Annotated in this window: 24 protein-coding genes and 5 tRNA genes; 7 read left to right on the forward strand and 22 right to left on the reverse strand. The window is 39.9% G+C overall.

The window, feature by feature from the left end; genetic code table 11:
- The first annotated feature begins 218 nt into the window (after nt 1-218).
- Nucleotides 219-542: a YbjQ family protein gene (locus SporoP8_RS07665; RefSeq protein ID WP_085131963.1), complete on the forward strand. Its 324-nt coding sequence runs from the start codon at nt 219-221 to the stop codon at nt 540-542.
- 43 nt (nt 543-585) lie between these two features.
- Here the strand turns inward: SporoP8_RS07665 and SporoP8_RS07670 are convergent, their stop codons facing one another.
- The gene (locus SporoP8_RS07670; RefSeq protein ID WP_085131964.1) at nt 586-780 is read right to left on the reverse strand and encodes a YwbE family protein; all 195 of its coding nucleotides are present in this window, start codon (nt 778-780) and stop codon (nt 586-588) included.
- A 124-nt stretch (nt 781-904) separates the two neighbouring features.
- On the opposite strand from SporoP8_RS07670, the gene SporoP8_RS07675 reads away from it, so the two are divergent.
- A complete protein-coding gene (locus SporoP8_RS07675) occupies nt 905-1,345 on the forward strand; it encodes a YtoQ family protein (protein WP_085131965.1) in 441 nt (146 codons plus the stop codon).
- A gap of 235 nt (nt 1,346-1,580) precedes the next feature.
- Complete coding sequence (locus SporoP8_RS07680) at nt 1,581-4,208, forward strand: ATP-binding protein (RefSeq protein WP_085131966.1); 2,628 nt, start codon at nt 1,581-1,583, stop codon at nt 4,206-4,208.
- 256 nt (nt 4,209-4,464) lie between these two features.
- Here the strand turns inward: SporoP8_RS07680 and SporoP8_RS07690 are convergent, their stop codons facing one another.
- The 14 genes from SporoP8_RS07690 to SporoP8_RS07755 all read right to left on the reverse strand — a co-directional run bounded on the left by SporoP8_RS07690 (nt 4,465) and on the right by SporoP8_RS07755 (nt 15,075).
- Nucleotides 4,465-4,776 carry a response regulator transcription factor gene (locus SporoP8_RS07690; protein ID WP_420066740.1) on the reverse strand — a complete coding sequence of 104 codons (312 nt, stop codon included), beginning with the start codon at nt 4,774-4,776 and terminating at the stop codon, nt 4,465-4,467.
- Between the two features lie 69 nt (nt 4,777-4,845).
- Complete coding sequence (locus SporoP8_RS07695) at nt 4,846-6,465, reverse strand: diguanylate cyclase (protein ID WP_085131969.1); 1,620 nt, start codon at nt 6,463-6,465, stop codon at nt 4,846-4,848.
- A 125-nt stretch (nt 6,466-6,590) separates the two neighbouring features.
- The gene (glmM, locus tag SporoP8_RS07700) at nt 6,591-7,940 is read right to left on the reverse strand and encodes a phosphoglucosamine mutase (protein WP_085131970.1); all 1,350 of its coding nucleotides are present in this window, start codon (nt 7,938-7,940) and stop codon (nt 6,591-6,593) included.
- 49 nt (nt 7,941-7,989) lie between these two features.
- Nucleotides 7,990-8,970, reverse strand: a complete 981-nt coding sequence (locus tag SporoP8_RS07705) for a CdaR family protein (protein ID WP_085131971.1) — start codon at nt 8,968-8,970, stop codon at nt 7,990-7,992.
- Nucleotides 8,963-9,799, reverse strand: coding sequence for a diadenylate cyclase CdaA (gene cdaA, locus SporoP8_RS07710; RefSeq protein WP_085131972.1), 837 nt, complete (start codon nt 9,797-9,799; stop codon nt 8,963-8,965). The genes SporoP8_RS07705 and cdaA overlap by 8 nt, the downstream gene beginning before the upstream one ends.
- A gap of 153 nt (nt 9,800-9,952) precedes the next feature.
- Complete coding sequence (locus tag SporoP8_RS07715; RefSeq protein ID WP_085131973.1) at nt 9,953-10,588, reverse strand: anti-sigma factor family protein; 636 nt, start codon at nt 10,586-10,588, stop codon at nt 9,953-9,955.
- A gap of 12 nt (nt 10,589-10,600) precedes the next feature.
- Nucleotides 10,601-11,164: an RNA polymerase sigma factor SigW gene (gene sigW, locus SporoP8_RS07720; protein WP_085131974.1), complete on the reverse strand. Its 564-nt coding sequence runs from the start codon at nt 11,162-11,164 to the stop codon at nt 10,601-10,603.
- Nucleotides 11,165-11,346: 182 nt separating this feature from the next.
- Nucleotides 11,347-12,252: an arginase gene (gene rocF, locus SporoP8_RS07725; RefSeq protein WP_085131975.1), complete on the reverse strand. Its 906-nt coding sequence runs from the start codon at nt 12,250-12,252 to the stop codon at nt 11,347-11,349.
- A gap of 48 nt (nt 12,253-12,300) precedes the next feature.
- On the reverse strand, nt 12,301-14,388 hold the full coding sequence (locus SporoP8_RS07730) for a sensor domain-containing protein (protein ID WP_085131976.1): 2,088 nt from the start codon (nt 14,386-14,388) through the stop codon (nt 12,301-12,303).
- A 201-nt stretch (nt 14,389-14,589) separates the two neighbouring features.
- A tRNA-Gln gene (locus SporoP8_RS07735) sits at nt 14,590-14,664 on the reverse strand.
- A gap of 39 nt (nt 14,665-14,703) precedes the next feature.
- Nucleotides 14,704-14,788, reverse strand: a tRNA-Tyr gene (locus tag SporoP8_RS07740).
- Nucleotides 14,789-14,827: 39 nt separating this feature from the next.
- A tRNA-Glu gene (locus SporoP8_RS07745) sits at nt 14,828-14,902 on the reverse strand.
- 13 nt (nt 14,903-14,915) lie between these two features.
- A tRNA-Thr gene (locus SporoP8_RS07750) sits at nt 14,916-14,991 on the reverse strand.
- Between the two features lie 12 nt (nt 14,992-15,003).
- Nucleotides 15,004-15,075, reverse strand: a tRNA-Asn gene (locus tag SporoP8_RS07755).
- 174 nt (nt 15,076-15,249) lie between these two features.
- On the opposite strand from SporoP8_RS07755, the gene SporoP8_RS07760 reads away from it, so the two are divergent.
- Nucleotides 15,250-15,915, forward strand: coding sequence for a polysaccharide deacetylase family protein (locus SporoP8_RS07760; protein ID WP_085131977.1), 666 nt, complete (start codon nt 15,250-15,252; stop codon nt 15,913-15,915).
- A 26-nt stretch (nt 15,916-15,941) separates the two neighbouring features.
- Here SporoP8_RS07760 and SporoP8_RS07765 read toward each other — a convergent pair whose 3' ends face one another.
- Nucleotides 15,942-16,631, reverse strand: a complete 690-nt coding sequence (locus SporoP8_RS07765) for a KinB-signaling pathway activation protein (RefSeq protein WP_085131978.1) — start codon at nt 16,629-16,631, stop codon at nt 15,942-15,944.
- 138 nt (nt 16,632-16,769) lie between these two features.
- Here SporoP8_RS07765 and gerD point away from each other — a divergent pair, with 138 nt between their 5' ends.
- Nucleotides 16,770-17,357, forward strand: a complete 588-nt coding sequence (gerD, locus tag SporoP8_RS07770; protein WP_085131979.1) for a spore germination lipoprotein GerD — start codon at nt 16,770-16,772, stop codon at nt 17,355-17,357.
- Nucleotides 17,358-17,379: 22 nt separating this feature from the next.
- On the opposite strand, the gene SporoP8_RS07775 is transcribed toward gerD, so the two are convergent.
- The 4 genes from SporoP8_RS07775 to SporoP8_RS07790 form a co-directional block, all read right to left on the reverse strand.
- Nucleotides 17,380-18,438 carry an Mrp/NBP35 family ATP-binding protein gene (locus SporoP8_RS07775; protein WP_085131980.1) on the reverse strand — a complete coding sequence of 353 codons (1,059 nt, stop codon included), beginning with the start codon at nt 18,436-18,438 and terminating at the stop codon, nt 17,380-17,382.
- A gap of 76 nt (nt 18,439-18,514) precedes the next feature.
- The gene (locus tag SporoP8_RS07780; protein WP_085131981.1) at nt 18,515-19,228 is read right to left on the reverse strand and encodes an N-acetylmuramoyl-L-alanine amidase; all 714 of its coding nucleotides are present in this window, start codon (nt 19,226-19,228) and stop codon (nt 18,515-18,517) included.
- A gap of 202 nt (nt 19,229-19,430) precedes the next feature.
- Nucleotides 19,431-19,733: a rhodanese-like domain-containing protein gene (locus tag SporoP8_RS07785; protein ID WP_085131982.1), complete on the reverse strand. Its 303-nt coding sequence runs from the start codon at nt 19,731-19,733 to the stop codon at nt 19,431-19,433.
- A 78-nt stretch (nt 19,734-19,811) separates the two neighbouring features.
- Nucleotides 19,812-20,405: a hypothetical protein gene (locus SporoP8_RS07790; RefSeq protein ID WP_157111237.1), complete on the reverse strand. Its 594-nt coding sequence runs from the start codon at nt 20,403-20,405 to the stop codon at nt 19,812-19,814.
- Nucleotides 20,406-20,558: 153 nt separating this feature from the next.
- On the opposite strand from SporoP8_RS07790, the gene hpaB reads away from it, so the two are divergent.
- Both hpaB and SporoP8_RS07800 read left to right on the forward strand, forming a co-directional pair.
- A complete protein-coding gene (hpaB, locus tag SporoP8_RS07795; RefSeq protein ID WP_085131984.1) occupies nt 20,559-21,998 on the forward strand; it encodes a 4-hydroxyphenylacetate 3-monooxygenase, oxygenase component in 1,440 nt (479 codons plus the stop codon).
- Nucleotides 21,999-22,080: 82 nt separating this feature from the next.
- Nucleotides 22,081-23,178, forward strand: a complete 1,098-nt coding sequence (locus SporoP8_RS07800) for a nitric oxide synthase oxygenase (RefSeq protein ID WP_198166095.1) — start codon at nt 22,081-22,083, stop codon at nt 23,176-23,178.
- A 43-nt stretch (nt 23,179-23,221) separates the two neighbouring features.
- Here the strand turns inward: SporoP8_RS07800 and SporoP8_RS07805 are convergent, their stop codons facing one another.
- A complete protein-coding gene (locus tag SporoP8_RS07805) occupies nt 23,222-23,584 on the reverse strand; it encodes a DUF3889 domain-containing protein (RefSeq protein WP_085131986.1) in 363 nt (120 codons plus the stop codon).
- A 69-nt stretch (nt 23,585-23,653) separates the two neighbouring features.
- Nucleotides 23,654-24,349 carry a thiaminase II gene (tenA, locus tag SporoP8_RS07810; protein WP_085131987.1) on the reverse strand — a complete coding sequence of 232 codons (696 nt, stop codon included), beginning with the start codon at nt 24,347-24,349 and terminating at the stop codon, nt 23,654-23,656.
- Between the last annotated feature and the right edge of the window lie 19 nt (nt 24,350-24,368).

Here is a 24,368-nt window from a genome sequence, read left to right on the forward strand (position 1 = left end):
TCCTTCCTTACTATCAATATACCTATACTACCTTATGGATAGTACACTTTGAACCTTTATTTGGTGATTCGTAGAATAGAACTATTTTTTCAGGCAGTATTCCCCGGGAAATTACACCATTTGACACAGCAACTTAAAGTAACTTACTTTGCATATTCTACGCATATATTGAAACCATTCTATCTATTGTAACGTATATAAAAAAAGGGGGAGATCGAATGTTACACACGACAACTAACATGTTGCAAGGCCGCACAATTGAAATGTATCACGGAATTGTATCAGGGGAAACAATCATGGGGGCAAATATCGTTCGGGATATTTTTGCATCTGTCACCGATATTGTAGGTGGACGCAGTGCTGCTTATGAAAGCAAATTAACCGAAGCACGACAAACAGCAATTGATGAAATGTCTCATAAAGCAAGTGCTATGGGGGCGAACGCTGTCATTGGAGTCGACTTAGATTTCGAAATGGTACGTGAAGGCATGATGATGTGTATCGCAACCGGTACAGCTGTTACGTATCGGGATGGAGAGTAATCATTTATACAAAAAGAGAGGGGTTCCCCCCTCTCTTTTTGTATTACGTTAATATTTCTGCCACACGTCCAACTTGTCCGTCTTCAAGTCGCACTTTAATCCCATGTGGATGGAAGCTAGAATTAGTCAATAAATCTTTGACAACACCTTCTGTTTTCACGCCACTTCGCTGATCTTTCTTTAAAATAACCGCTACCCGTAACCCAGGTTTTACATCTGACCGATTTTGTCCATTCATATATTCATCTCTCCTCTTTTTATTCAGTGTACCATATTCATGAACTCTTTCTCTTCTAGTACATCGGATGAACGAAGACAGGATGCATGGTACAATAAAGACTATCAAACTAGGAGGTGTATTCATGCGATTAACAGTATACCTGGCTGGAGAAATTCATACATCTTGGCGAGAAGAAGTCAAACAACAAGCAAAAGATCTACAATTACCTGTAGACTTTGTCGGACCCATGGAAGACCATGATCGCTCGGACAACATTGGAGAAGAGATTCTAGGACAACAACCGGATAAAATTTTTAAAGATGCTGCAGCTTCAAGCCTTAACAACTTACGAACGGAAATCTTAATGAAAAAATCAGATATTGTCATTGCGTTATTTGGTGAACAGTACAAACAATGGAATACTGCAATGGATGCCAGCGCAGCAGTCGCTTTCGGCAAGCCACTCATTCTGATTCGTCAGGAAAACCATCACCACCCACTAAAAGAACTATCCCGTAAAGCACATGTTACGGTGGAATCGGTAGATCAAGCAGTTTTAGCATTAAAATATATTTTCGAGTAAATATTTAATTACTTGCTAGAAGACAAGCCTATCAAATTATGGGCTTGTCTTTCTCAATTCCACTAATGACCATAATCTTTACTTGAAACACACTTTATTTTGACTACTATTTTCACGCACTCAATTCACCCTACCACGTGTCAAAACATTATTTTTCAACTGAAAATTCTATCTGTAATTAATAGGTGTAAATGATAGAATAGGAATACACAAGGAAGTCGGGAGGGGCAATCGGATGGCGCATAAAAAAGGTATTCGTCAACAATACATAAAAGTATTTATCGCTTCCATAGTGATTGCGATTATCGGGATGGCTAGCATGTATTTCTATGCTAGTAGCTCATGGGATGAACTAGAAAATAAACAGCAAGCCTCAATAGAAAAGTCGGTATTAATTGAAAACATATCCGATTCAATCCAAGATCTATTCTTTCGGGTTCGTGGTTACTATGCTTTTCAAATTGAGGAAGAACTAAATTTTGCCTATCAATCAATTGAAGACATTCATTCTTATTCTAGTGAGTTTAAATCTTTTCAATTAACAGCAGAAGAACAGCGAATCATTGACGAAATCGATAATTTCTTGATGGAATATGAAAATGTTACTCTTCCAAAAGCTATTCAATATGTCAAAAAGGACGATTATGCTGGTTTACAAGACTTAGCAAAGAGTGGTACGAACTTAGCCGTTAATAGATTCATTCAATATGCTAACGAATACGAAGATTCTTTAAAAAATAAGATGGAAATTGCATATAATAATACGATGCAAAAAACAAAAACATTCTTTTTGATCATCACATTATTCGGCATCATCTTCTTATTTATTCCAATCTATATGTTTTGGAGCGTCGTCAACCGAGTAGTCAAGCCAGTAGAAGATATCACGCGCGCAGCAGACCAGTATGAAACAGAAGGTACTGTCCTATTCCAACCTATTCAGACAGAAAATGAAATCGGCGCACTCTCGCAATCCATTCATAAAATGATGGAACATATACAAATGAATGAGCAGGAGCTTCTTTCACAAAATGAAGAGTTGATTACACAGCAAGATGAGTTATTCAATCGCCAAACGAAGATGGAATTCGCCTTATCAGAAGCTCGATTTTCCCGTGTCCGTTTAGAACGATACAACGGTTTGAGTCATATCTTATCGTTCTCGTTGGATAAGCAAGAAGTATGCGACCAAACTTCTTGCTATTTAAATCAAATCTACCAATCCGACTTAAGTTTTCTTTGGTTTCCTAAAAGTGAAATTCATACGTTAAAGGGGATTTCAGAAGAGTTTTTCAATAAAATTAAACAAGAACGAATAGAATATATAAAAATCCGACTTGAAACAGAGCCCTATTTCATTATCAAAAGAGAAGCGGAATATGAAAAAGGAATAGCTGACAATATTACATATGTCTATGACTTTGTTACAGGTATCTACAATGTTGCTAATGAATTAAGTGTCGTGTCTATCCTTTCGCGTATCGGTAAGCCATTTACAGAAGACGACCAACAAGATTTATACGGTTTGCTTAAACGAATTGCAATTGCAGTGGATCGGATTGAACAATATGAACTCATTATTCATGAACGTCAGTTGAATCAGAATATCTTGGATAACATCAATGAAGGCATTCGTTTCGTTTCAAATACAAGTGAGAATGATAAGTATAATAAAGCCTTATTCAATTTACTTGGAATGGAACCTGAAACAGAACATAGGGCTTGGCCACGAGAAGAATGGACGGAGTATTTCCTGAAACAAATTGATGACCCTGTTCAATATAAAGCATTTTTTGATGACGCCATCAGGTCTGAATCCACGGAATTTATAACTAATAAATACATACTTTCATTACCTTCTGAAAAGTCCCGGGTCATGAATGTATACAGTGTGCCGATTATTATTCAAGAAGAAAAAGTCGGTACGATCTTCGTACATCGGGATATAACTCACGAACACGAAGTCAATAAAATGAAAACGGAATTGGTGTCGACTGTCAGTCATGAATTGCGAACACCTTTATCGAGCATTCTCGGATTCTCTGAGCTTTTACTAAATAAAGATATGGATGATCAACGTAAAAAAAGGTATCTTGAAACTATCCACAGCGAAGCTAACCGATTAACTACGCTCATCAATGACTTCTTAGATTTGCAACGGATGGAATCAGGGCGTCAATCCTATAAGATAGAAGATATATCCATCACTAAAGTAGCTGAAATGGCGGTAGACTATTTACTGATTCAATCACCAGATCATACTATAAAGATGCAGGATCTCACATATTCATCAATGGTCAGAGCGGACTATGATCGTATTTTACAAGTATTCATGAATTTAATTGGCAATGCCATTAAGTTTTCACCCGACGGCGGAAATGTGAATATTACTCTGTTAAATCAACAGGACACAGTTGTCGTTTCTATAGCGGATGAAGGGATTGGCATTCCATCCGATACGATTAAACATCTATTTGAGAAATTCTATAGATTTGATAATAGTTACAGTAGAAAAATTGGCGGTACAGGTCTCGGTCTATCTATTTGTAAGGAGATTATTCAAGATCATCATGGACGAATTTGGGTAAGTTCTGAGGAAAATGTAGGGACGACAATTTTCTTCTCTCTTCCTTTGAAACAGCAGCTGCCAAATGAAAAAATTGACTACGACAAACCTTTGGTGGTTATAGTAGAAGATGATGTGAATATTTCATTGTTACTGGGAGAAGAACTAGCAAGCAATGGATTTTCAATAATTCATCATTCCAAAGTGGGCGAAGCATTTGTATGTATAGAAGTAATGCAACCAGCCGCAGTCGTTGTCGATCTAAAATTAGAAGAAGGTGAAATGGTTGGGATTTAATTAGCCAAATGAAAGAACATACTAAAACTAAGTCGATCCCAATTATTATATCCTCTTCATTGGAAAAAGAACCTTTATTGATGGAAGAATTTCATATCAGTGAATATTTGACGAAACCTTATCCTCTCAGCGATTTATCCTCTATTATTATAGAGACTATAGAACGATCTGATGGACTGATTTTTTATCCAGAGAATAACTAAAAGAACGTCTTTTCCTTTACGGAAAGGACGTTCTTCTATTTTGTATACTGTAATTAAAATAGTGATTTAACTAATTCAGCCAGTTCATTCGGGCTAAATGGTTTAGGTACGAAGTAAGAGGCCCCTTTGGCTAAAGCAGCGTCTTGATCTGCTTGCTGTGCTTTTGCTGTGAGCATAATAATAGGCGTTGATAGCTTTAGCGGTTGTAGATGCTCTAATAATTCTAAACCTGTCATACGTGGCATCATATAATCCAAAAGAATGGCGTCATATGGATGGCTTTGGATTTTACTTAATGCTTCTACCCCATCCACTGCTTCTTCTACTTGAAACCCTTCAAATTCCAACGTGTCCGTGAGCAACATGCGCAAAATATCTTCATCGTCTACAACTAAGACCTTTTTTCCTATATGCGTCAAAGTGGCCACCTCCTTCTATTCTCTTTTATCAAATAAACGATTTGCTAATTTATCAATTCTTCCAAGGACTTCCGACGGTTTAAATGGTTTTATTATATAGTCATCTGCTCCAAGCCAAAGTGCTGCCTTAATATCATTCGCACTTTTTCTAGCCGTCATCATGGAGACTGTGACGTTTGTTTTGGAATGGTCACTCTTTAACTGACTCAATACTTCTAGACCGTCCATTTTTGGCATCACACCATCAAGTAATACGATGAAATAGGCATCGGGACTATACCAGTCTTCTTCTAGAAATGAAGGGCCGTCAGCATATGTCTTTACTGTAATATCAATGTACGAAGACTTTAACTCCAGCAAAGTTTGCTCAAGGATTTGTCTGATGAATGAATCATCATCAACGATAATAACGATTAACTTTCGTTTTACTACCCGTTTTCTCTGATCGTAAATCACTGTTTGGTTTCGCCCTGAACGCTTGGCTTCATAAAGAGCTTGATCTGCAGCGGATATCATGTTGGCAGTATTTCCTTCGTACGTCGCACTGCCCGCCGAGAAAGTTACTTGGAATGTCTCTTCATCAGATGTGAATATCGTATCATTGAATTTGGCTCGAATTCTCTCAACGGCATGCACGGTATCTTCAGCATTACTATTATCAAATAATAAAGCAAACTCTTCTCCGCCATATCGGCATACATAATCGCCTTCACGTTTTTCTTCTTTGATGATTTCGCCAAATTTTCGTAGAACTTCATCGCCTGCTGGGTGTCCATACAGGTCATTTACTTGTTTAAAGTGATCCAAATCGATAATGACAAGAGAGAAAATCACTTCAGATTGATCGGCTTTTTTGGCCAATGTATTGATGGTCTCGTCGAAGTAGCGTCGATTTCCAACACCTGTCAAACTATCTGTAATCATACTGCTACTGACCGCATGCTGACGCAATTGACGATTGAACAAATAAGGGAAAAAGATATCCATATCAAAAGGTTTAGATAGCAAATCCATAGCCCCTCTACGATACGTTTCAATTAGAATGTCTTTCGTTACTTCTTCACTCGAGATAGCCAAAGTCGTATTTTTTTGCCGCGCAGGTTCTGCAATTTGATCCAATACTTCAAAGCCTGTCATATCAGGCAACTTTGCATCTATGATTACAATACTTGGTCTCATAGAGTAAAATTGTTCAATTCCACGCTTTCCATTCAATGAAATAATTACTTGAGCTCCAAGCTTCTCGAGCAACTCTTTTAAATAGGATACGAACTCCAAGTCTTGATCAATGATTAAAATAAACGTTTCTTGATCAAGACGGTTAACGTAGCGATCAGGCAATTGAAATTCTTCTTTTTTCACAGCAATAGTATCATCAAAATGCGAACGAATACGATTCTTTAAATTTTCTAATGAAGATACGGGTATTTTCTGATCGTTAGAAGACGTCAGAATCTCTAATTGTGACGCACAAAAGAGAGACAACTGTTGCAATCCGATTGTCCCGGATGTTCCCTTCAATTTATGAAGAAAATAATACAACTCCCTTTCCGTTAAACTACCACGCGCTTTCCACTCTTCAAAGATATTCTCTGTACGTTGTGCAAGCATATTCTGATATTTTTTTTGACTCACTGTTTTCCTCTCCGTTCAGCGGAAGCATTCCCATTTCGTTCTATACTTCTGATTCCCCGGTATTCTATATCTATAAAAAAAGAGCTGGTAATATAGAATTTCCTATTACCAGCCCTAACGCATATTTACTCTAGACCCATTTCTTCTTTTACTACTTGTGAAATCCGATCTGCATAGTCTGCACATTGTGCTTCTGTTTCAGATTCGACCATTACACGAACGAGGGGCTCTGTCCCTGAAGGACGTACAAGTACTCTTCCCTGTCCGTTCATCTCTTTCTCTACTTCGTTAATAACCCCGACAATACGCATATTATCCATGACCGCATATTTATCCATTACACGAATATTAATAAGTTTCTGTGGATACACTTTCATTTCGCTAGCTAATTCAGATAATTTTTTACCTGTTTGCTGCATGATGTTCACAAGTTGCAATGCCGTCAGTAAGCCATCGCCCGTTGTATTATAATCCATAAAGATAATATGGCCTGATTGCTCACCACCAAGATTATAATGATTTTTACGCATTTCTTCTACGACATACCGATCACCTACAGCTGTTTGAACACTCTTCATGCCAAATTCCTCTAGAGCTTTATAGAAACCTAGGTTGCTCATCACAGTAGAGACGATAGTGTCTGATTTTAATCTGCCTTTGCTATGTAAATATCGAGCTACAATAAACATAATTTGGTCGCCATCGACAATGTTTCCTTTTTCATCTACTGCGATAAGACGATCTCCATCGCCATCAAATGCTAAACCGATATCTGCACTCTTTTCTACTACGAGTGCTGCAAGTGCTTCAGGGTGTGTGGAGCCAACGCCATCATTAATATTCAAACCATTTGGAGAAGCACCCATTGTAGTCAAGTCTGCATCCAAGTCTGCAAATACATGAGTTGCCAAGACTGATGTCGCACCATGTGCACAATCAAGTGCCACATGAATATTCTCGAAATCGTCATCGACAATTTGTTTCAGATATTGAATATACTTTTGACCGCCTTCAAAGTATTCCGTTATGGTTCCAACATTTCCACCAACAGGACGAGGCAATGTATCTTCTTCTGCATTTAATAGTTGTTCGAATTCTTCTTCCTGTGCGTCAGTTAATTTAAAGCCGGTTTCTCCAAAGAACTTAATTCCATTATCTTCAACTGGATTATGTGATGCTGAAATCATAACACCTGCTTGTGCGTTCATGACACGTGTTAAATAGGCTACGCCTGGTGTACTAATTACGCCTAATTTCATAACTTCCACACCAACAGATAATAAGCCTGCTATTAAAGCATTTTCAAGCATTAAACCAGAAATTCGTGTATCTCTTCCTACTAGCACTTCGGCTTTCTCTTCCACATCTTTAGTAAATAAATATCCACCGATCCTGCCTAATTTAAATGCCAATTCAGGTGTTAGTTCCTCGTTGGCTATACCTCTGACGCCATCTGTTCCAAAATACTGTGTCATGTTGTATTCTTCCTTTCGATCTTATCTTAGATCACGTTTGGTACGAGCTTTATGATTCTTTCTTATCATCCGTCTTTTTCGATATGTCGGAAGTATCACCTGAAACTTTCACCTGAATTTTTAATTTAGCAGGTGTCACTTTAGTAATCCCTTCAGGATTTTTTATATCCACTTCCACTTTTCCGGACTTATTTATTTTATCTATATCCAGTTCCACTGGGATTTCTTTAATTGCGTCCACTATACTTTTTGGACCGTATACACGAATGGATTGAACATCAGGTACTGCACTTTCAATAGTTATTCCATCTGGAGATTGTCCCTTTTGTTGCAATTTCAATGGAATTTCACGACTATATTCTTGGATATCTACTTTCACCGTGACTTCTTCCGGATCCAATTCAACGGATAGCTTATTCAAGTCGCGATCCAATACGCGAACGCGTGATTTTTGCTCAAAAGACTTATTTAGGCTACCGTCATTGGTAATAGAAACTTTTACGAAACTAATCGCATCCACAACACTTTTCGCACCTGTAACATTAATCGAAGAGGGGTGGACACCCATGCTTTTCACTTCATATCCTTCTGCTAACAATCTAGTATTCATCTCAGGATCGACACGAAATGACTGGGTTACCTTCTCCTCAATATTAATATTAACTGTTGAAGGATCAAGTCGAACATCCAGTTTATCTGACAAATTTTCCGCTTGTATACGTACGGTATGTTCACCGAGTGTCAAGTTTTGTAAATCTAATTTCAATGTAAAATCTTTTAACAGTTTAGTAGTCTGTACAATTTGGGCCGGTCCTTCAATCGTCATATTGACCATGTCAGGTACTCCTGTTACTACTAAATTTTCCGTATCGTAATAAACTTCCACCGGTACGTCTTGCAAGAGATCGAACACATCGCCTATTGTATTACGACTTGATTGATCCTCCGCTTTTACTGATAAAAACAGCATAATCGCCAAAAATAGAGCAGTTAGTCGAAGAAACCAGGGGCTATCCATAAATTTATCCATTTTTTCTCTTCCCCCACTTCCATAGAGAAGTATCTGTTTGTCCTGTTGTGTTACCGAACCAGGAAATACGTAATAGCTTTTCGAATTCCTCAATATCCAATTTCCGATTGATTTCTCCATCTGCAGCCAGACTTATGGCACCCGTTTCTTCTGACACAATGATGGTTACTGAATCAGTCACCTCACTGATTCCAAGCGCCGCACGGTGTCGTGTACCGAGCTCTTTGGAAATAAACGGACTTTCCGACAATGGTAAATAACAACCTGCGGCAGCAATACGGTTCTTCGTCACAATAACCGCACCGTCATGCAATGGTGTGTTTGGAATGAAAATATTGATAAGAAGTTCGGAAGTAATATGTGAATTCATAGGGGTACCTGTTTCGATATATTCACTAAGACCTGTTTCCTTCTCAATTGTAATTAGCGCACCAATACGCCGCTTCGCCATATAGCTAACGGATTTGACGAATGCTTCAATCAAGCGGTCACGTTCTTCTTCCTCCTGCATAGCAGTACGTGCAAAGAGTTTGCCCCGTCCCAATTGCTCTAATGCTCTGCGAAGTTCAGGCTGGAATATAATGATCGCAGCCAAAAAACCAAATCGAAGTACTTCTTCCATCATCCATTGAAGCGTCTTCAAACCGAACCATTCTGTAATATAGCGACCGATTAGAATCACAAATATACCTTTTAGTAATTGAACAGCCTTTGTTCCTTTAATGATGGTAATTAATTTATAGAGTACGAACCAAACAAGAAGCACATCCACAATATTTTTCAGTATTTCTATTGGTGCTAACGTTGTTGCTTGCTCCAAACCCGGCATGTGCTTCCCCTACCTTTTAAGAAAGTTCTTATAGATTTAGTATAACATAATTCCCAACTAACATGCCCAACTAAAAGGTCATGTACATCCGAATGAAAATCAAAAAAGTGATGCGGAAGCCCTTAAGCCGCATCACTTTGAAAAGCTATTTTCTCATTCATTTTCAAGCTTTTGTTCCTTCGATGCAGGGATAATTTCTTTTGCCAAAGACTTCATCTTATACCACAGCCAATCAAAGATCTCATCAATTTCTTCACTGGATCCCGTAATAACGGCCGTTGAAGCCATATACTTAGAACCTCTAATAACCGTGACATCACCATCAACTTCTCCTTCAATCCGAAGGTCTCCGTTCTTCACCACAAGATCACCAACAACCGTTTCTCCTGCTGGCACCACAACCGTTTCCCCCTCTACAACCAAATTAGGCTGTTTTGTAAATGAAAACTGCTGTTCATTTTCAAAACTTGAGAAGAAAGATGCACTCATAAGCAATAAAAACATTGCAGCCGCCACCATAAATGGATGCTGACGAAACCATTTACTCGGACCTTTCTTGATTGTCCGTCTCGGCAATCTTGCAGTTACACCATTGACAAAGCCAGGAGGTGCTTCCACTACATCCACACCCTTAAATAAAGTAACGGTCTGCTCTAGTTCCTCAAATGTTTCTCTGCACTCTTCACATGACTTCAAATGTTCGTTCATAACTAGTTCTTCCTCATTGGTGATTTCACCATCTAAAAACGCATGCATATAATGGACAACATGTTTAGGACATTTTTCCATAAATCTAACCTCCTACATACTCCCCATTTGTTGCCGAAGTGCTTCTCGTCCTCGATGTACTCGTGTTTTTACTGTGCCGAGTGGCATCTCCAAAATGTCAGCAATTTCCTGCAACTGTAGGTCTTCCATATATCGTAAAATAATAATCGTGCGGTATTTATCGGGCAGCCTGTTTACTTCATATTGAATACGATCCTTCATTTCCATCTTTTCTACTTCTTCTTCCGGTAATTGTTGCACCGCTGCAATTTGTGAATACATATCCAAGCCTTCCGTCCCTGGAATTGTAGCATCCAAGTAGTGATCAGGTTTTTTCTTACGAATGCGGTCTATACACAAATTGGTCGCAATACGGTACAGCCAAGTAGAAAATTTTCTCTTTTGATCATAGGTTTCCAAGTTTACATAAGCACGCACAAAGGCTTCTTGCGCAATATCTTCTGCCTCTGCTGCATTGTTCAACATTCGGTAGCACACTTGATATAGCCGGTGCTGAAAATGGATTACGATTTCCTCAAAAGCTTCCTGATTGCCATGTAAAACTTCTTTTACTCGTTTGTTAATTAACTCGTCCAATAGGCTTCACTCTCCGCTCTTATGCGGCTGTCCCTCTATATACGTTAGAAACATCATTTGGTTTCACTTTTTTCATTTATTACGTTCATCTCTACTTTATCATTATTCTGGCTATCAGTGATAGTCATTTCTTAAATTGAAAAAAGTGATTAAAACCCGTAGGCTTTAACCACTTCAACAAATTACAATAGTTTTTCACCAAATAACGAACCCATCAAGCCGACTGCTACGTCAGCCGTCTTATTGTACTCGTCAAGTACAGGGTTCACCTCAACAAATTCCGCGGATGTAATGACATGTGCATCTTCAAGTAATTCCATAGCCAAATGACTTTCACGGTATGTGATTCCACCTGGCACCGGTGTTCCTACTCCCGGTGTATATAACGGATCCAAACCGTCCAAGTCTAATGACAAATGAACACCATCTACTTGTCTTGATGCAAAATATTCAAGTGTTTGCTGTATGACCACTGACATTCCATAACGGTCGATTTCATGCATAGTAAATACTTTTACGCCTTTTTCTTTAATCATTTGGCGTTCACCAGGATCTACTGAGCGTGCTCCGATAATCACTACATTTTCAGGCTTGATTTTTGCTCCTTCACTATGCACATTCACCAATTGTTCATGGCCCAGCCCCATGCTGACCGCGAGCGGCATACCGTGGATATTTCCCGACGGAGATGTTTCGCTTGTATTCATATCTGCATGCGCATCGTACCAAATAACACCAAGGTTTTTATAGTGTTCTGCCAACCCTGCAAGTGTGCCTATTGCGATACTATGATCTCCACCAAGCACGAGTGGAAACTTCTTGTTTTTTACAATAGCCGAAACTGTCGCAGCAAGCTCTTCAGTCGCTTCAGTCACTTCTGTTAAGTTCTTCAACCCAACCTCATTACACGATAAATCACGAATGGGAGAAACAGAAATATTTCCTTCGTCCATTACGTGATGCCCTAATGCCTGCAGACGCTCTACCGCTCCTGCATATCGAATCGCACTGGGTCCCATATCCACTCCACGGCGGCTCTGACCAAGATCCACGGGTACTCCAATTATTGAAATGTTTAGTTCGCGCATAACCAATCCTCCCACCTGATCTTTATATTTTTGAGCAACACAGTATTTTCATATTCTTTTCGCATCTTCTAGTGACATGGGTCGACCGAAATAATAGCCTTGTCCTTCGCGGCATCCTAAGTTGTAGAGCATTTTGGCCTGCTCCTGTAATTCTATTCCTTCCGCCACTACGTTCAACCCCGCCGTATCAGCAAGTGTCACAATCGCTTTGACAATAGCCTGACTGTTTTCATTCTCCAATATATCCCGTACAAATGCCATATCAATTTTTAACGTATCAGCCGGGAGTTCTTTAATATAACTAAACGTACTATAACCTGTCCCAAAGTCGTCAATCGCAATCGTAATCCCTTCACTTCGAAGTCTTTGAATGGATTCTTTCATGCCTATCGTATCCATAAATGAGCTTTCTGTCAGTTCCAACTCTAGCATCTCAGGCGGTACGCGATATTCTTTAATAATATTCAAAACGGAGTCAACAAAGCCTTCTTCTTTCATTTGAACTGTTGAAACATTCACAGCAAAGCGGCATTCTCCACCAGCTGCCCGTTCTATTTGTGCGCGTTTACACACTTCCCGTAAAATCCATTCTCCAAGCGATACAATGATTTTCGTTTCCTCAGCGAGTGGAATGAACTTATTAGGCGGAATAACACCTAAATCGGGGTGTTTCCAACGCACAAGTGCTTCTACGCCAGTCAACTCACCGGTATCTAGTAATACTTTCGGCTGGTACTCAAGATAGAAATGTTGTTGTTGCACACTTTTACGTAATTCATTTTCCAACAAAATTCGCTCTAAAGACATCTTTGAAGTACCCGGCTCGTACATTTCAGTAGCCCCGCCACCATGTAACTTGACCTTCCCCAATGCCAATGTAGCTTTAGTGACCAAATCAGACGGCTGATTGGCGTGTTCGGGATACATAGAAATACCGCAACTAATGGACAATGTGTAGTTTTGTTTTCCAACTTGGATTGGTTGTTCTAAAAACGTACGAATATCTTCCGCATGATTATAAAACTCTTCTTCATCTTTCAAACCGGATATGATGAATGCGAATTCATCTCCCGCAATACGGGCTAATAGGCTTTCAGGACCTGTTCTTTTTTTCAGCCGTTCTCCAACCATCGCCAATAAATAATCCCCTGCTTCATGCCCTAGTAAATCGTTAGCATAGCGCAGACGATCAATATTTATATGAACGAGGGCAAATACTTGCTTGCGGGTACGTGCTCTTTCAAATGCCAGTGCCATCTGTTCTCTAAACGAATTTCGGTTCATTAAGGAAGTTAGTTGGTCATTGTAGACAAGATATTTGATTTTTTCGTCTGATTTCACACGTTCGGTGACATCTCGCATGACAACCAATAATTTATCTTCATATTCAACTGATTCTTTCACTTCATTAATTTTCGCTTCCATAACATGCAACCCTTTTTTACTATCTAAAAAAGAGTACTCTATATTAAATGCTTGGCGTTGATATCCTCCAAATTGCATAATTTTCTTTTGTACCTGTTGGCGATTTTTCTTAGAAATATAGGAAAAGAATGAATTGGAATATAGTTCATCCACTGAATGTCCAAGAAGCTTCTGAAATGATGGAGAGACATAGTAAAGTTTCCCCTGCCGATCAATAATCGCAATATAGTCAGATGCATTGTCTGTAATAATTTCATAAAGATCTGCATTTTTTCGTATTTCTAGTTCCATTTTCTTTCTCTCGGTAATATCATAGCGGATTGAAATATATTGATAAGGTTTTCCTTTATCATTTAAAAATGCGACGATTGTGGTGTCTACCCAATACGTTGAACCATCCTTCGCACGATTACATATATCGCCACGCCAAGTATTGCCCATCCCAATCGTTGACCACATCTCTTTAAAGAACGCTGCGTCATGGTGACCTGAGTTTACAATACGTTGATTAGCACCAATTAATTCTTTTCTTGAGTATTTTGAAAGTCTTTCGAAGTGTTCGTTTGCATATTGGATCGTTCCTTTTGAGTCGGTGATTGCGACGATAGCTGCTTGTTCTAGTGTATAAGAAATATCACTAAGAACCTTTTGTAATTCCTTTTCACTACTAGACTCAACAAATACATCCATACCGTTTAAAAATTCTTGCATTGCTATATCACAATCCCTATATCTAGTTATTTTTCATTAATCATACAAGATAAACTACCTATATGTGTTACAAATTATTATACATGATAATTCCAATTATTCTATATGATTGAGTGTTTGTACAACAAAAAAACCCTTCATTATTTTAAAATAATAAGGATTTAACATATTAACTATTGAATTGTAAGTACGTCAGTAAAATGGCTGGGGTAGCTGGATTCGAACCAACGAGTGACGGAGTCAAAGTCCGTTGCCTTACCGCTTGGCTATACCCCAATGTATAGCTAGTTATACTTTCTACAGGTAAAATAAACATGGTGGTGGGGGACGGATTCGAACCGCCGAACCCGGAGGGAGCGGATTTACAGTCCGCCGCGTTTAGCCACTTCGCTACCCCACCGTGTTAAAATCGTGCTAAGCTTTGCTTTTAAAAAGTAAATGGTGACCCCTACGGGATTCGAACCCGTGATACCGCCGTGAAAGGGCGGTGTCTTAACCGCTTGACCAAGGGGCCATGAAAGTGTTCATGGAGCTTCCAGCCGGGCTCGAACCGGCGACCTCTTCCTTACCATGGAAGCACTCTACCTGCTGAGCTATGGAAGCATAAAAAAATGACTCCGCAGGTAAGACTCGAACTTACGACCGATCGGTTAACAGCCGATTGCTCTACCACTGAGCTACTGCGGAATAATAATATGTTTCGTACGCTTGACGACAAAAACCATTATAGCATGCTTGCTGACTCTTTGCAACAGATACTTTTTATATCACTCAAGCTTTTTTAATTATAGTGGGCTTAGTCATAGACGTCAAGGGTTTTTCATATAATAGTTTAGACTTCACATAATTAAGGAGAATGGCATGATAAAAAAACTTCTCTTCCTTTTTGTATTGACTGCACTATTCTTGGCTTTTATTCCTCAATTGACCAAGCCTTCTTCAACCTTGAAGGCAGTTTTCCGATTGACTGAACAACCCGCAGTGATAGTGAAAGGTACACAAGGTTCAGCATTGACCATTAATATTTCATTTGGTGAGAAAGAAGTGGAAGAACTTCTTGGAAAATTATCGCAGCCCTATCCTTTATTGTTTATTGATAGTGACTGGGCTTCACGCTTCCCTCATATTACAGAACAGATTAAACAGCGATCTATGCCTGTCGCATTACTTGGTACTGAAGGTCAACATTATGAAAGCAATCCCAAGCTTTTAAGCGAGCAACTTCAAACGTTTGAAGAGTTGTTTAGCACACGCCCTCTTTGGTTCCGTACGACAGATGAAGAATTCCCTTTGGCATTATTGCAAGAGTTAAGTGAAGCAGAAATAAATGCCTTAGGCTCTACTATTCAGTGGTCTGGTGGTACACTCCCGAAGGCTACTAAGGGAGAAATTATCGCTGTTTCATACGCTCGCAATGAACACGTAGCCATGGCAGATATTCAGCGACTACTTGCTAGCCGTACTTTTCAATCCGTAGAGGATCTATTATTTCAATCAACTGTAAAAACAAAAAAAATTCCACAATAAAAAAACTGACAAGAGAAAATCTCTTGTCAGTTTTTTTTGGATTTGCCTACTTGTTTCTTCATCTTTTTTCTATCATTTCTGCGTTTATCCAACTTTTCTTTATCAATATCGGATTGTTTATTGTATTTAGGCAATACTAATAATTGATACGCATTCACTGCGAGTAGCGGGAATAAGAGAATAGTTACCCATTCATCTTTGTTACCTGAAGTGACCATAAGTGCCGGCAACCATTCAAGCGTCGTGATAACAATCATGAAAAATAATGCAGAAATCAATGCATGTTTTTTCGTCCACTGTGCTTTGAAGTACGCTGTCACTACGGATACTGCAATCAAGGTAATCAGTAAGAAGATATACAGAACTGTACGACTCGTATCTGCTTTCGTTAATTGGAAACGGAAAAAGACTAAATCAAACAGCACGACTACTATGATCAACATTTGAACCCAGTTCCACAACGTTAGTGTACGGAACAAATTCACGCCAAACTGATGAACGGTCAAATAGGCGAAGAAACCCATCTGCGCAATTACACTCATCGTAAATCCTAAGAAAATCATCCATAAAAAAGCACCAAGAAATTGCCATATCTCGCCTGCCTGTAAGTATCCATAGAAAAAGTCCCAACGTACAATTAGACCGACAACCGCTGTAATCGCTCCGCCAATTGCCATTGCGCGTAAGAAAAATTTAACCCAATTTCGTATTGTCACAGCACTGTTCCCCTTTTTATCATGTCTATCCTAGTGTATCAACGATCGACAAAAAAATCTATTTCATTGAACGATTCATGCATATTCCTTCATATATTGTGAACAATAAATGAAAATACAAGTGGAAGGTTGAGTGGAATGAAAAAATTCGCAGTTCTTTTTCTATTCCTTCTATTCCTTACGGGTTGCAGCGGAAGTCATCAAGCAGCACCAAGCTATGATGAGATGAAAAAGATGATGACAGATGCAATCCAGACGGAAGACGGAAAAAAGGCACTACGTAAATTGATGACTGATCCCGAATTCAGGGAGTTATTAGTACTTGAACAACCAGAAGTCAAGCAGAGCATTGAGAATGTACTGCTTTCTAAAGAAGGTGAACGTTTTTGGAAAACCGCTTTTGAAGATCCTAAATTCACTGAATCCATCGCAAAAAGCATGAAAAAACAACAAGCGGATATCATGAAAGATTTGATGGGAGATGCTTCTTTTCAAAAAGAAATGGAGAAGTTTTTCGGTCAACCTGACATGATGAAACAAATGGAGAATATCGTCAATTCAGCAACGCTCAAGAAGGAAATGGAAAAGACTATACAGGACACTATCAATAGTCCTCTCATGCAAGCAAAGTGGCAAGAATTGATTATGAAAGCAGGAAAAGGTGCTGCAGAGGGATCCACCAAGGATGGTGGTAAAGGAGAAAAAACAGACGAAGAAGGAAAATAATCCTTTCTTCGTCTGTTACATTTTACTTTTCCGTTTTTTTGATTACTGTATCGGCAACGTCTAAATAGATTTTCCCGATCGGATGATCTTCTGCATAGACGGAAGGTGCAAAATCCGTTTCGTTCCAGTCAGGTTGACCGAGAGGTATTTGTCCTAGTAATTCTGTACGAAGTTCTTCAGATAGACGAACACCACCGCCTTGACCAAAGACATACTCTTTTTCGCCTGTTACTTCCGATGCAAACCAAGACATGTTTTCAATAACACCGAGCAACTCATGTTCAGTCTGTAATGCCATCGCCCCCGCACGTGCTGCAACGAATGCTGCAGTTGGGTGCGGTGTAGTAACCACAATTTCTTTGGATGCTGGAATCATTTGGTGAATATCAAGCGCTACGTCCCCTGTTCCTGGTGGTAAGTCGAGCAACAAATAATCCAACTCGCCCCAGTCTACGTCACGGAAGAATTGATCTAACACTTTTCCAAGCATAGGTCCACGCCATACAACAGGTGCGTTATCTTCAACAAAGAAGCCCATTGAAATCACTTTTACGCCAAAACGTTCTACCGGCATGATACGATCTTCCCGGACTTCAGGCATAGCTGTAATACCCATCATATCTGGTACACTGAATCCATAAATATCTGCATCGATCAAACCAACTTTTTTGCCACGTCTGGCTAAAGCCACTGCTAAGTTGACAGAAACTGTAGATTTCCCTACGCCGCCTTTTCCAGATGCAATCGAAATAAACTCAATATTGGATACTGGCGATAAGATATCTTGTGCTTCCGCTTCCGTAACTGTACCACGAAATTGTTCTAATACTTCTTTAGGCAGTTCTTCAAATCTAATACCTACCGAATCGGCTCCTGCTTCTTTCAATACTTCTACCACTTTTGATTGTAGCGTCAATTGCTCTCCGGTATTCACTTTCGCAATCGCGACTTTAACACTGACATGTTCTTTCTCTGGTTTGATGGTTACATCCACAATACCATTTGTTTCTGCCAATGTTTTATGTAAAAACGGATCTTCCAATGCGCCAATCAGTTCACGAACTTGTTGTTCATTAATCACATTCGACACTCCCTACTGGATTCATTCACTCCCTTTTAGTATATCATATTCCCTATTCACTCAAACGTCATATGCTTTATTGCTCTTCAGCGAGTTGATATTTTACGATTCCATCTACAATCGCTGCCGCCACTTTTTTCTGATAGGATTTACTTGATAATAACTTTCTTTCTTCCGGATTGGACAGGAAACCTGTTTCTACCAATACAGCTGGCACCGGTACTTTTTTCAACAAATAGACACCTGTGATTTTCATAGCTTCCCGCTCTGTATTTTTCAACTGGTCGCGCAGTTCATTTTGGATGGACGTCGCCAGCTGCTTACCCTCTGGATGGCCCCCTGGATGATAGAATACTTGCGCGCCTCTCCAGCGTTCTTCTGGAATTGCGTTCACGTGTACGCTGATAAACATGTCAGGCTTCGATTCTACTGCCATGCTTTCACGTAGTTTCAAATCTGCGAACTTTCTGCTTCTCAATGAAGTGAACGTCTCGGATGGTGCATGTTCCGCTACTGCATCCCCGCTTTTCTCTCTCGTCATTTCTACGGTTGCACCTTTTTTCTTCAATAGTTTACTTACTTCATGGGAGATGTTTAACGTAATATCTTTTTCAATGAGTTCGCCTGCCGAAGCACCTCCGTCTTCCCCACCATGCCCAGGATCAATTAAGATGCTTACACCACCGAGTTCTGAGGGCAGAAAGAATCCACGATCAGATGCTTTGACACCGTATAACACTCCACCTAATGAGAAAATTATTAGCAACCCTGTCACAAGCCACTTTTTCATACAGACACCCCTTTTTCTTTCACTATACGCTTGGACTTTTGAGGTTATGTCTACGCAGTAGCAGATGGACGAATTAGAGGTTTGAATACTGAGGCATGCCGAGAAGACATAGAATTTGATAGGTTGAAAGCATCATCGCTCTGCACACAAAAAAGCTGTCGTAAGAAGTTTTCACTTCTTACGACAGCTTTGGTTTAGCTTGTTATTTCGTTTCGCCTTCCCATGCGAGCATACCGCCTACCATGTTGGTTACGTCAAAGCCTTCGTCTGCCATAAGCTCTTGTGCACGTCCGCTTCTACCGCCTGAACGGCATACAAGGATGTAAGGTGTTTCTGTATTCAATTCGTGCATTTCGACAGGTAGATTGCCGAGGGCAATGTGTTCTGCACCTGGAATCATACCTTCTGCTACTTCGTCATCTTCACGCACGTCGATGATATTCAATTCTTTACCGCTTTCCAATTGCTCTTGTACTTCTTTTGCAGTTAATTCTTTTAAAGTCATGAGTGGCATCCTCCAAAGTGTGTAATGTACTCTTATTCTATCTTGCTCGGTCAATCATTGTCTATTGAAATGAACTAATTAGCCTTGCTGTAATTCTTTCATAGTATGGCCACGGTTTTCCCATAATCTAGTCGTGTCCGCTATTTCGACAATCGCAGGGATATAGCGCTCAGATTCTTTAATAGGCAGTTCCAGACGGGATATAAATAAGGACAGTTCCATCATGAAATCACCACCACTTACTTGCAAATTATATACTAGTTCTGAGACTTCTACGTCTACATTCAATTGATCACCGAAATCTTCTTTCAACATGTTTTTCAAATTTAATTGCTCCGGTGTTTCTTGTACGTACTCTTCGTCAATGAAACACAGTAATTCTTCTCTTCTAGGTATATAATACGGCTTTCCAGCTGCAGTTTGTCTTAGGTTTTCCTTCTCAGCTTCTTCGCTTGTCGCTTCAGCCACAAATTCGTTTGATTGAATATAGACGAAGCTCTCTTCTAGTTTTTCTTTCACTTGCTTACTTCGCAAAAAACTTTCCACTTCATCCAGTGAAATATTTTCTTCGTTTTGACTAGTGTAAATTTCAATAACTTTTTCAATAGGCACTATCCCATATAGATTTGTGCACGCTACAATATACTTCATTACCAATTCTTTATCCATCATATGCACACCTTTCGCTGTTCCGAATACATTCCCGATGTACTCCTTCTGTATTGTATCAAAATTATCATCTATTGTTCTGACCTAGAACTTTTTTGATCATCCATGAAGGTGTCATAATATACTATATCAACTTGAAAATTCAGGAGGAATGGTATGGGTGCTATAAATGGCAACGAGTTTGTGCGTAGAATGGATGAGCAGAACGCGGAGATTTGGCTCGATGGAAAGCAATTGAAAGGTCCTATTTCTAAACATCCGGCATTTAAAGGACTTATAGAAACAAAGGCCTCTTTGTATGATTTACAATTGTCACCTTCACATAAGGCTCTTATGACATACGCTTCACCAGTCACAAATGAGCGCATTGGACTTTCGTACTTACAACCGAAAACCAAAGCGGATTTGCGCAATCGCAGAGTTATGACAGAGGAATGGGCAAGACTTTCTTGCGGCTTACTTGGTAGAAGTCCCGATTACCTCAATACGGTGATTATGAGCTTTGCCTCTTCTTCCGCTCACTTGCTCGGCAAGGAAAACTGCTTTCCAGAACATATTCAAGCGCTTTATGAACGAGCACGAGAAGAAGATCTATCCTTTACTCACACCTTCATCACGCCACAGGTCAATCGATCTCAGGCTGCCTTTACTACGTCAGATGAACCGATCTCCGCCAAGATTGTAGATAAAACAGCAGCTGGACTCATCATTAAAGGAGCTAAACTACTGGCAACACAGGGCGGCGTGACGGATGAGGTATTGGTATTCAGCACGCCTTCATTTCTTGGGGATTCTGATGAAGCTTTCGCCTTTTCAATACCTTCCCGTACAGAAGGTTTACGTTTTCTCTGTAGGGAATCATTTGTAGGGGGGAATTCCACATTTAATTACCCACTGAGTTCGCGATTTGAAGAGATGGATGCTGTAGTTGTTTTCGATAATGTTCTCGTCCCGTGGGAGCGTGTATTCTTTCATCACAATAAGGAAGTAGCTTCAGAATTTTTTTCAATGAGTTCATTCCATCCGTTCGCCACACATCAAGTCATTACGAGACAGATCGTCAAAACAGAGTTCATGCTGAATTTAGCAGAGCAACTCGTCCAAATGATTAATGTAGCCGAATATCTCCATATTCAAGAAAAACTGTCTGAGATAATTATTGGACTCGAAACAATGAAAGCATTACGAGATAAATCTGAGGCCGATGCATCACTCGATCAATGGGGAAATATGTGTCCAAGTGCAATACCACTTCAAGTAGCTAGCAATATTTTTCCGAAAGTCTACCCGCGTTTCAGTGAGATCATTCAGCTAATCGGAGCGAGTGGGATGATTGCGTTACCTACCGATAAAGATTTCCAATCTCCTATTCAACTTGATCTCGAAAAGTACCTACAAGGTGCTACGAAAACCGCGTTGGAACGTGTGCAACTATTTCGGTTAGCTTGGGATTTGACAATGAGTTCGTTCGGCACAAGACAAACACAATATGAGCGGTATTTCTTCGGGGATCCGGTACGCTTATCAGGTCACCTATACCGATCCTATCCGAAAGACGCAGGTCAGGAAATGATACGCCGTTTACTTTCCTATTAAATGAAAAGTCAGTAATTCGCCGAAATTATTGCGACTCATTATATTATTCACATGCTACACTCTGTATATGGAGTTGATGATTATGGTGCTATCTGTAAATCGTATTGAGCTCTTCCAAGAAGCAATCCAGTTTATCCATAGTTGTTATGATGAACTAGGAATTTCTCAAGAGGAACAACTCATGCGCGTCAAAGAAATTGAAGAGGAGATTATCCAAACGGGAACGTACACTCATACACAATCCGAACTGACACATGGCGCGAAAATGGCTTGGCGAAACAGTAATCACTGTATCGGACGATTATTGTGGGAAACGTTGGAAGTATTTGATGAACGACAAGTCACTACTGCTAAAGATGCATTTGAAAAATTGAAGCATCATGTGGATTATGCAACGAATGATGGAGATATTCGTTCAACGATTACCGTCTTCGCCCCTCGGGTACAAGACAAAGATCCTCTGAGGATCTGGAATCATCAATTAGTTCGTTATGCTGGATACGAGGATGGAGCTACAATCATTGGCGACTCTGCATCCATTGAGATGACCAAGTTGTGTGAACGTCTGGGATGGCGAGGGAACAAAACACCTTTTGATGTATTACCACTTGTCATTCAAGAGTTTGGGAAATCTCCACGACTCTTTGAACTACCGAAATCATCAGTAAAAGAAGTACCTATCAGTCATCCCGAAATTAAAGGAATTTCCGAGTTAAATACAAAATGGTATGCCGTTCCGATCATTTCCAATATGCGTCTTGATATCGGTGGAATTGAATATCCTATGGCACCATTTAACGGCTGGTATATGGGCACAGAAATTGGAGCACGTAATCTTGCAGATGCGGATCGTTATAATCTTTTGCCGTCTGTCGCCAAACTGATGGGGCTAAACACAAAATCCAATCGTTCTCTTTGGATAGACAAAGCACTTGTGGAGTTGAATATAGCTGTTCTACATTCCTACGAGAAGGAAGGTGTCACACTTGTTGATCATCATACCGCAGCGAAACAATTCAAATCGTTCGAAAAGAAAGAGCGGAGTGTTGGAAGAAGAGTGACAGGTAACTGGGTATGGCTCATCCCACCACTGTCACCTGCTGCCACGCATGTTTATCACAAGCGGTTTGCCAATGACATTATGACACCCAATTTCTTTTATCAGAAAGATCCCGAATAAACCAACGCCCCTGTGCCATGTTATATGGTATAGGGGCGTTTTTTTAGTGAACAGGTATTTCTTGAAAATCAATGCGAATAAATTTACCTGTTTCAGTTGAATAGGTGACAGTCACTATCACACCGAATTCCCGTTCTTCCTCTTTTAGCCAAAGTTGAAATTTTTCCACGTTTGTAACTTTTTTTGAGTCGGTTGCGATATGCAAGTAATCCTTGATATCTGCATGAGGATATTTAAGCATCGTTTGCTTGATCGCAAGCCTTGACCATTTGGCGTATGCCGGTACTTCAACTTTACTATGTGCAGCAGCTGGCGCATCACTAGTACCCAACCCACTTGTCCATAATACTCCAAGTGCCAAACCTACTTTCGCTAAGATGGCGCACACCTCCTTTGGAAATAGCATGCGCTGTTTCTACCCATTCGATTCTAAATAAAAAACATCCAACTATGTTAGTCGGACGTTTCTTGTGTATTACTTTGTAATCATCTGTTCTTCCTGCACACCAGGCCACATCTGTTTCGTATATGCCATGTCCCAGAACATATACTCATAACGAGTCGTATTAAGGAAAATCTCTTCTAGCCTCGCTAGTTCCGATTCAGGCTTACCTTCCGCAGTTTCATCCATTAATTCTAAGCACCAAGTAGCCAACTCACCAAAGTCTTCCGATGAATACATGCGAATCCAGTCACCATACAATGGATGATCCAACGCTCCTGGTAACGCAGCAAGCTCTTTGCCTATCTCCCAGTAACTCCACGCACAAGGCAATAATGCAGCGACTACTTCTGCTAAAGAACCGTTTTGACTAACATGTAGCATATAGTGCGTATACGCTAGGACAATTGGAGACGGCTTGGCATTCTCGAGCTCTTCTTCGGTAATGCCAAAGCGCGCCGCATATTTACGATGAAGCTCCATTTCTGTGTTTAATGTGCCGTTAAGCAACGCAGCGAATTTCCCCATCATCTCTACATCGGTCGCTTTCATAGTGCCTACAGCAAACACTTTCGCATAATCAATTAAGTATAAATAGTCTTGCACCATATAAAATCGAAAATTATCCGGATCCAACGTCCCATTTCCAATTTCTTGGACAAACGGATGACTATGATTCTGTCTCCAAATCGGTAATGTTTTCTCTAATAAACGCTCAGTGAACTTCATGTATACTCTCCCCTTTTTT

It is taken from the genome of Sporosarcina ureae (genome assembly GCF_002101375.1).
Taxonomy (GTDB): Bacteria; Bacillota; Bacilli; order Bacillales_A; family Planococcaceae; genus Sporosarcina; species Sporosarcina ureae_B.

Bases quoted from the DNA above. Each gene is read 5' to 3' on its own strand.
- SporoP8_RS07665 (WP_085131963.1), top strand. From the start codon at position 219: ATGTTACACACGACAACTAACATGTTGCAAGGCCGCACAATTGAAATG.
- SporoP8_RS07670 (WP_085131964.1), bottom strand. From the start codon at position 780: ATGAATGGACAAAATCGGTCAGATGTAAAACCTGGGTTACGGGTAGCG.
- SporoP8_RS07675 (WP_085131965.1), top strand. From the start codon at position 905: ATGCGATTAACAGTATACCTGGCTGGAGAAATTCATACATCTTGGCGA.
- SporoP8_RS07680 (WP_085131966.1), top strand. From the start codon at position 1,581: ATGGCGCATAAAAAAGGTATTCGTCAACAATACATAAAAGTATTTATC.
- SporoP8_RS07690 (WP_420066740.1), bottom strand. From the start codon at position 4,776: ATGTTGCTCACGGACACGTTGGAATTTGAAGGGTTTCAAGTAGAAGAA.
- glmM (WP_085131970.1), bottom strand. From the start codon at position 7,940: ATGACACAGTATTTTGGAACAGATGGCGTCAGAGGTATAGCCAACGAG.
- SporoP8_RS07705 (WP_085131971.1), bottom strand. From the start codon at position 8,970: ATGGATAAATTTATGGATAGCCCCTGGTTTCTTCGACTAACTGCTCTA.
- cdaA (WP_085131972.1), bottom strand. From the start codon at position 9,799: ATGCCGGGTTTGGAGCAAGCAACAACGTTAGCACCAATAGAAATACTG.
- SporoP8_RS07715 (WP_085131973.1), bottom strand. From the start codon at position 10,588: ATGGAAAAATGTCCTAAACATGTTGTCCATTATATGCATGCGTTTTTA.
- rocF (WP_085131975.1), bottom strand. From the start codon at position 12,252: ATGCGCGAACTAAACATTTCAATAATTGGAGTACCCGTGGATCTTGGT.
- SporoP8_RS07730 (WP_085131976.1), bottom strand. From the start codon at position 14,388: ATGCAAGAATTTTTAAACGGTATGGATGTATTTGTTGAGTCTAGTAGT.
- SporoP8_RS07760 (WP_085131977.1), top strand. From the start codon at position 15,250: ATGATAAAAAAACTTCTCTTCCTTTTTGTATTGACTGCACTATTCTTG.
- gerD (WP_085131979.1), top strand. From the start codon at position 16,770: ATGAAAAAATTCGCAGTTCTTTTTCTATTCCTTCTATTCCTTACGGGT.
- SporoP8_RS07780 (WP_085131981.1), bottom strand. From the start codon at position 19,228: ATGAAAAAGTGGCTTGTGACAGGGTTGCTAATAATTTTCTCATTAGGT.
- SporoP8_RS07785 (WP_085131982.1), bottom strand. From the start codon at position 19,733: ATGACTTTAAAAGAATTAACTGCAAAAGAAGTACAAGAGCAATTGGAA.
- SporoP8_RS07790 (WP_157111237.1), bottom strand. From the start codon at position 20,405: ATGATGGATAAAGAATTGGTAATGAAGTATATTGTAGCGTGCACAAAT.
- hpaB (WP_085131984.1), top strand. From the start codon at position 20,559: ATGGGTGCTATAAATGGCAACGAGTTTGTGCGTAGAATGGATGAGCAG.
- SporoP8_RS07800 (WP_198166095.1), top strand. From the start codon at position 22,081: ATGGTGCTATCTGTAAATCGTATTGAGCTCTTCCAAGAAGCAATCCAG.
- SporoP8_RS07805 (WP_085131986.1), bottom strand. From the start codon at position 23,584: ATGCTATTTCCAAAGGAGGTGTGCGCCATCTTAGCGAAAGTAGGTTTG.
- tenA (WP_085131987.1), bottom strand. From the start codon at position 24,349: ATGAAGTTCACTGAGCGTTTATTAGAGAAAACATTACCGATTTGGAGA.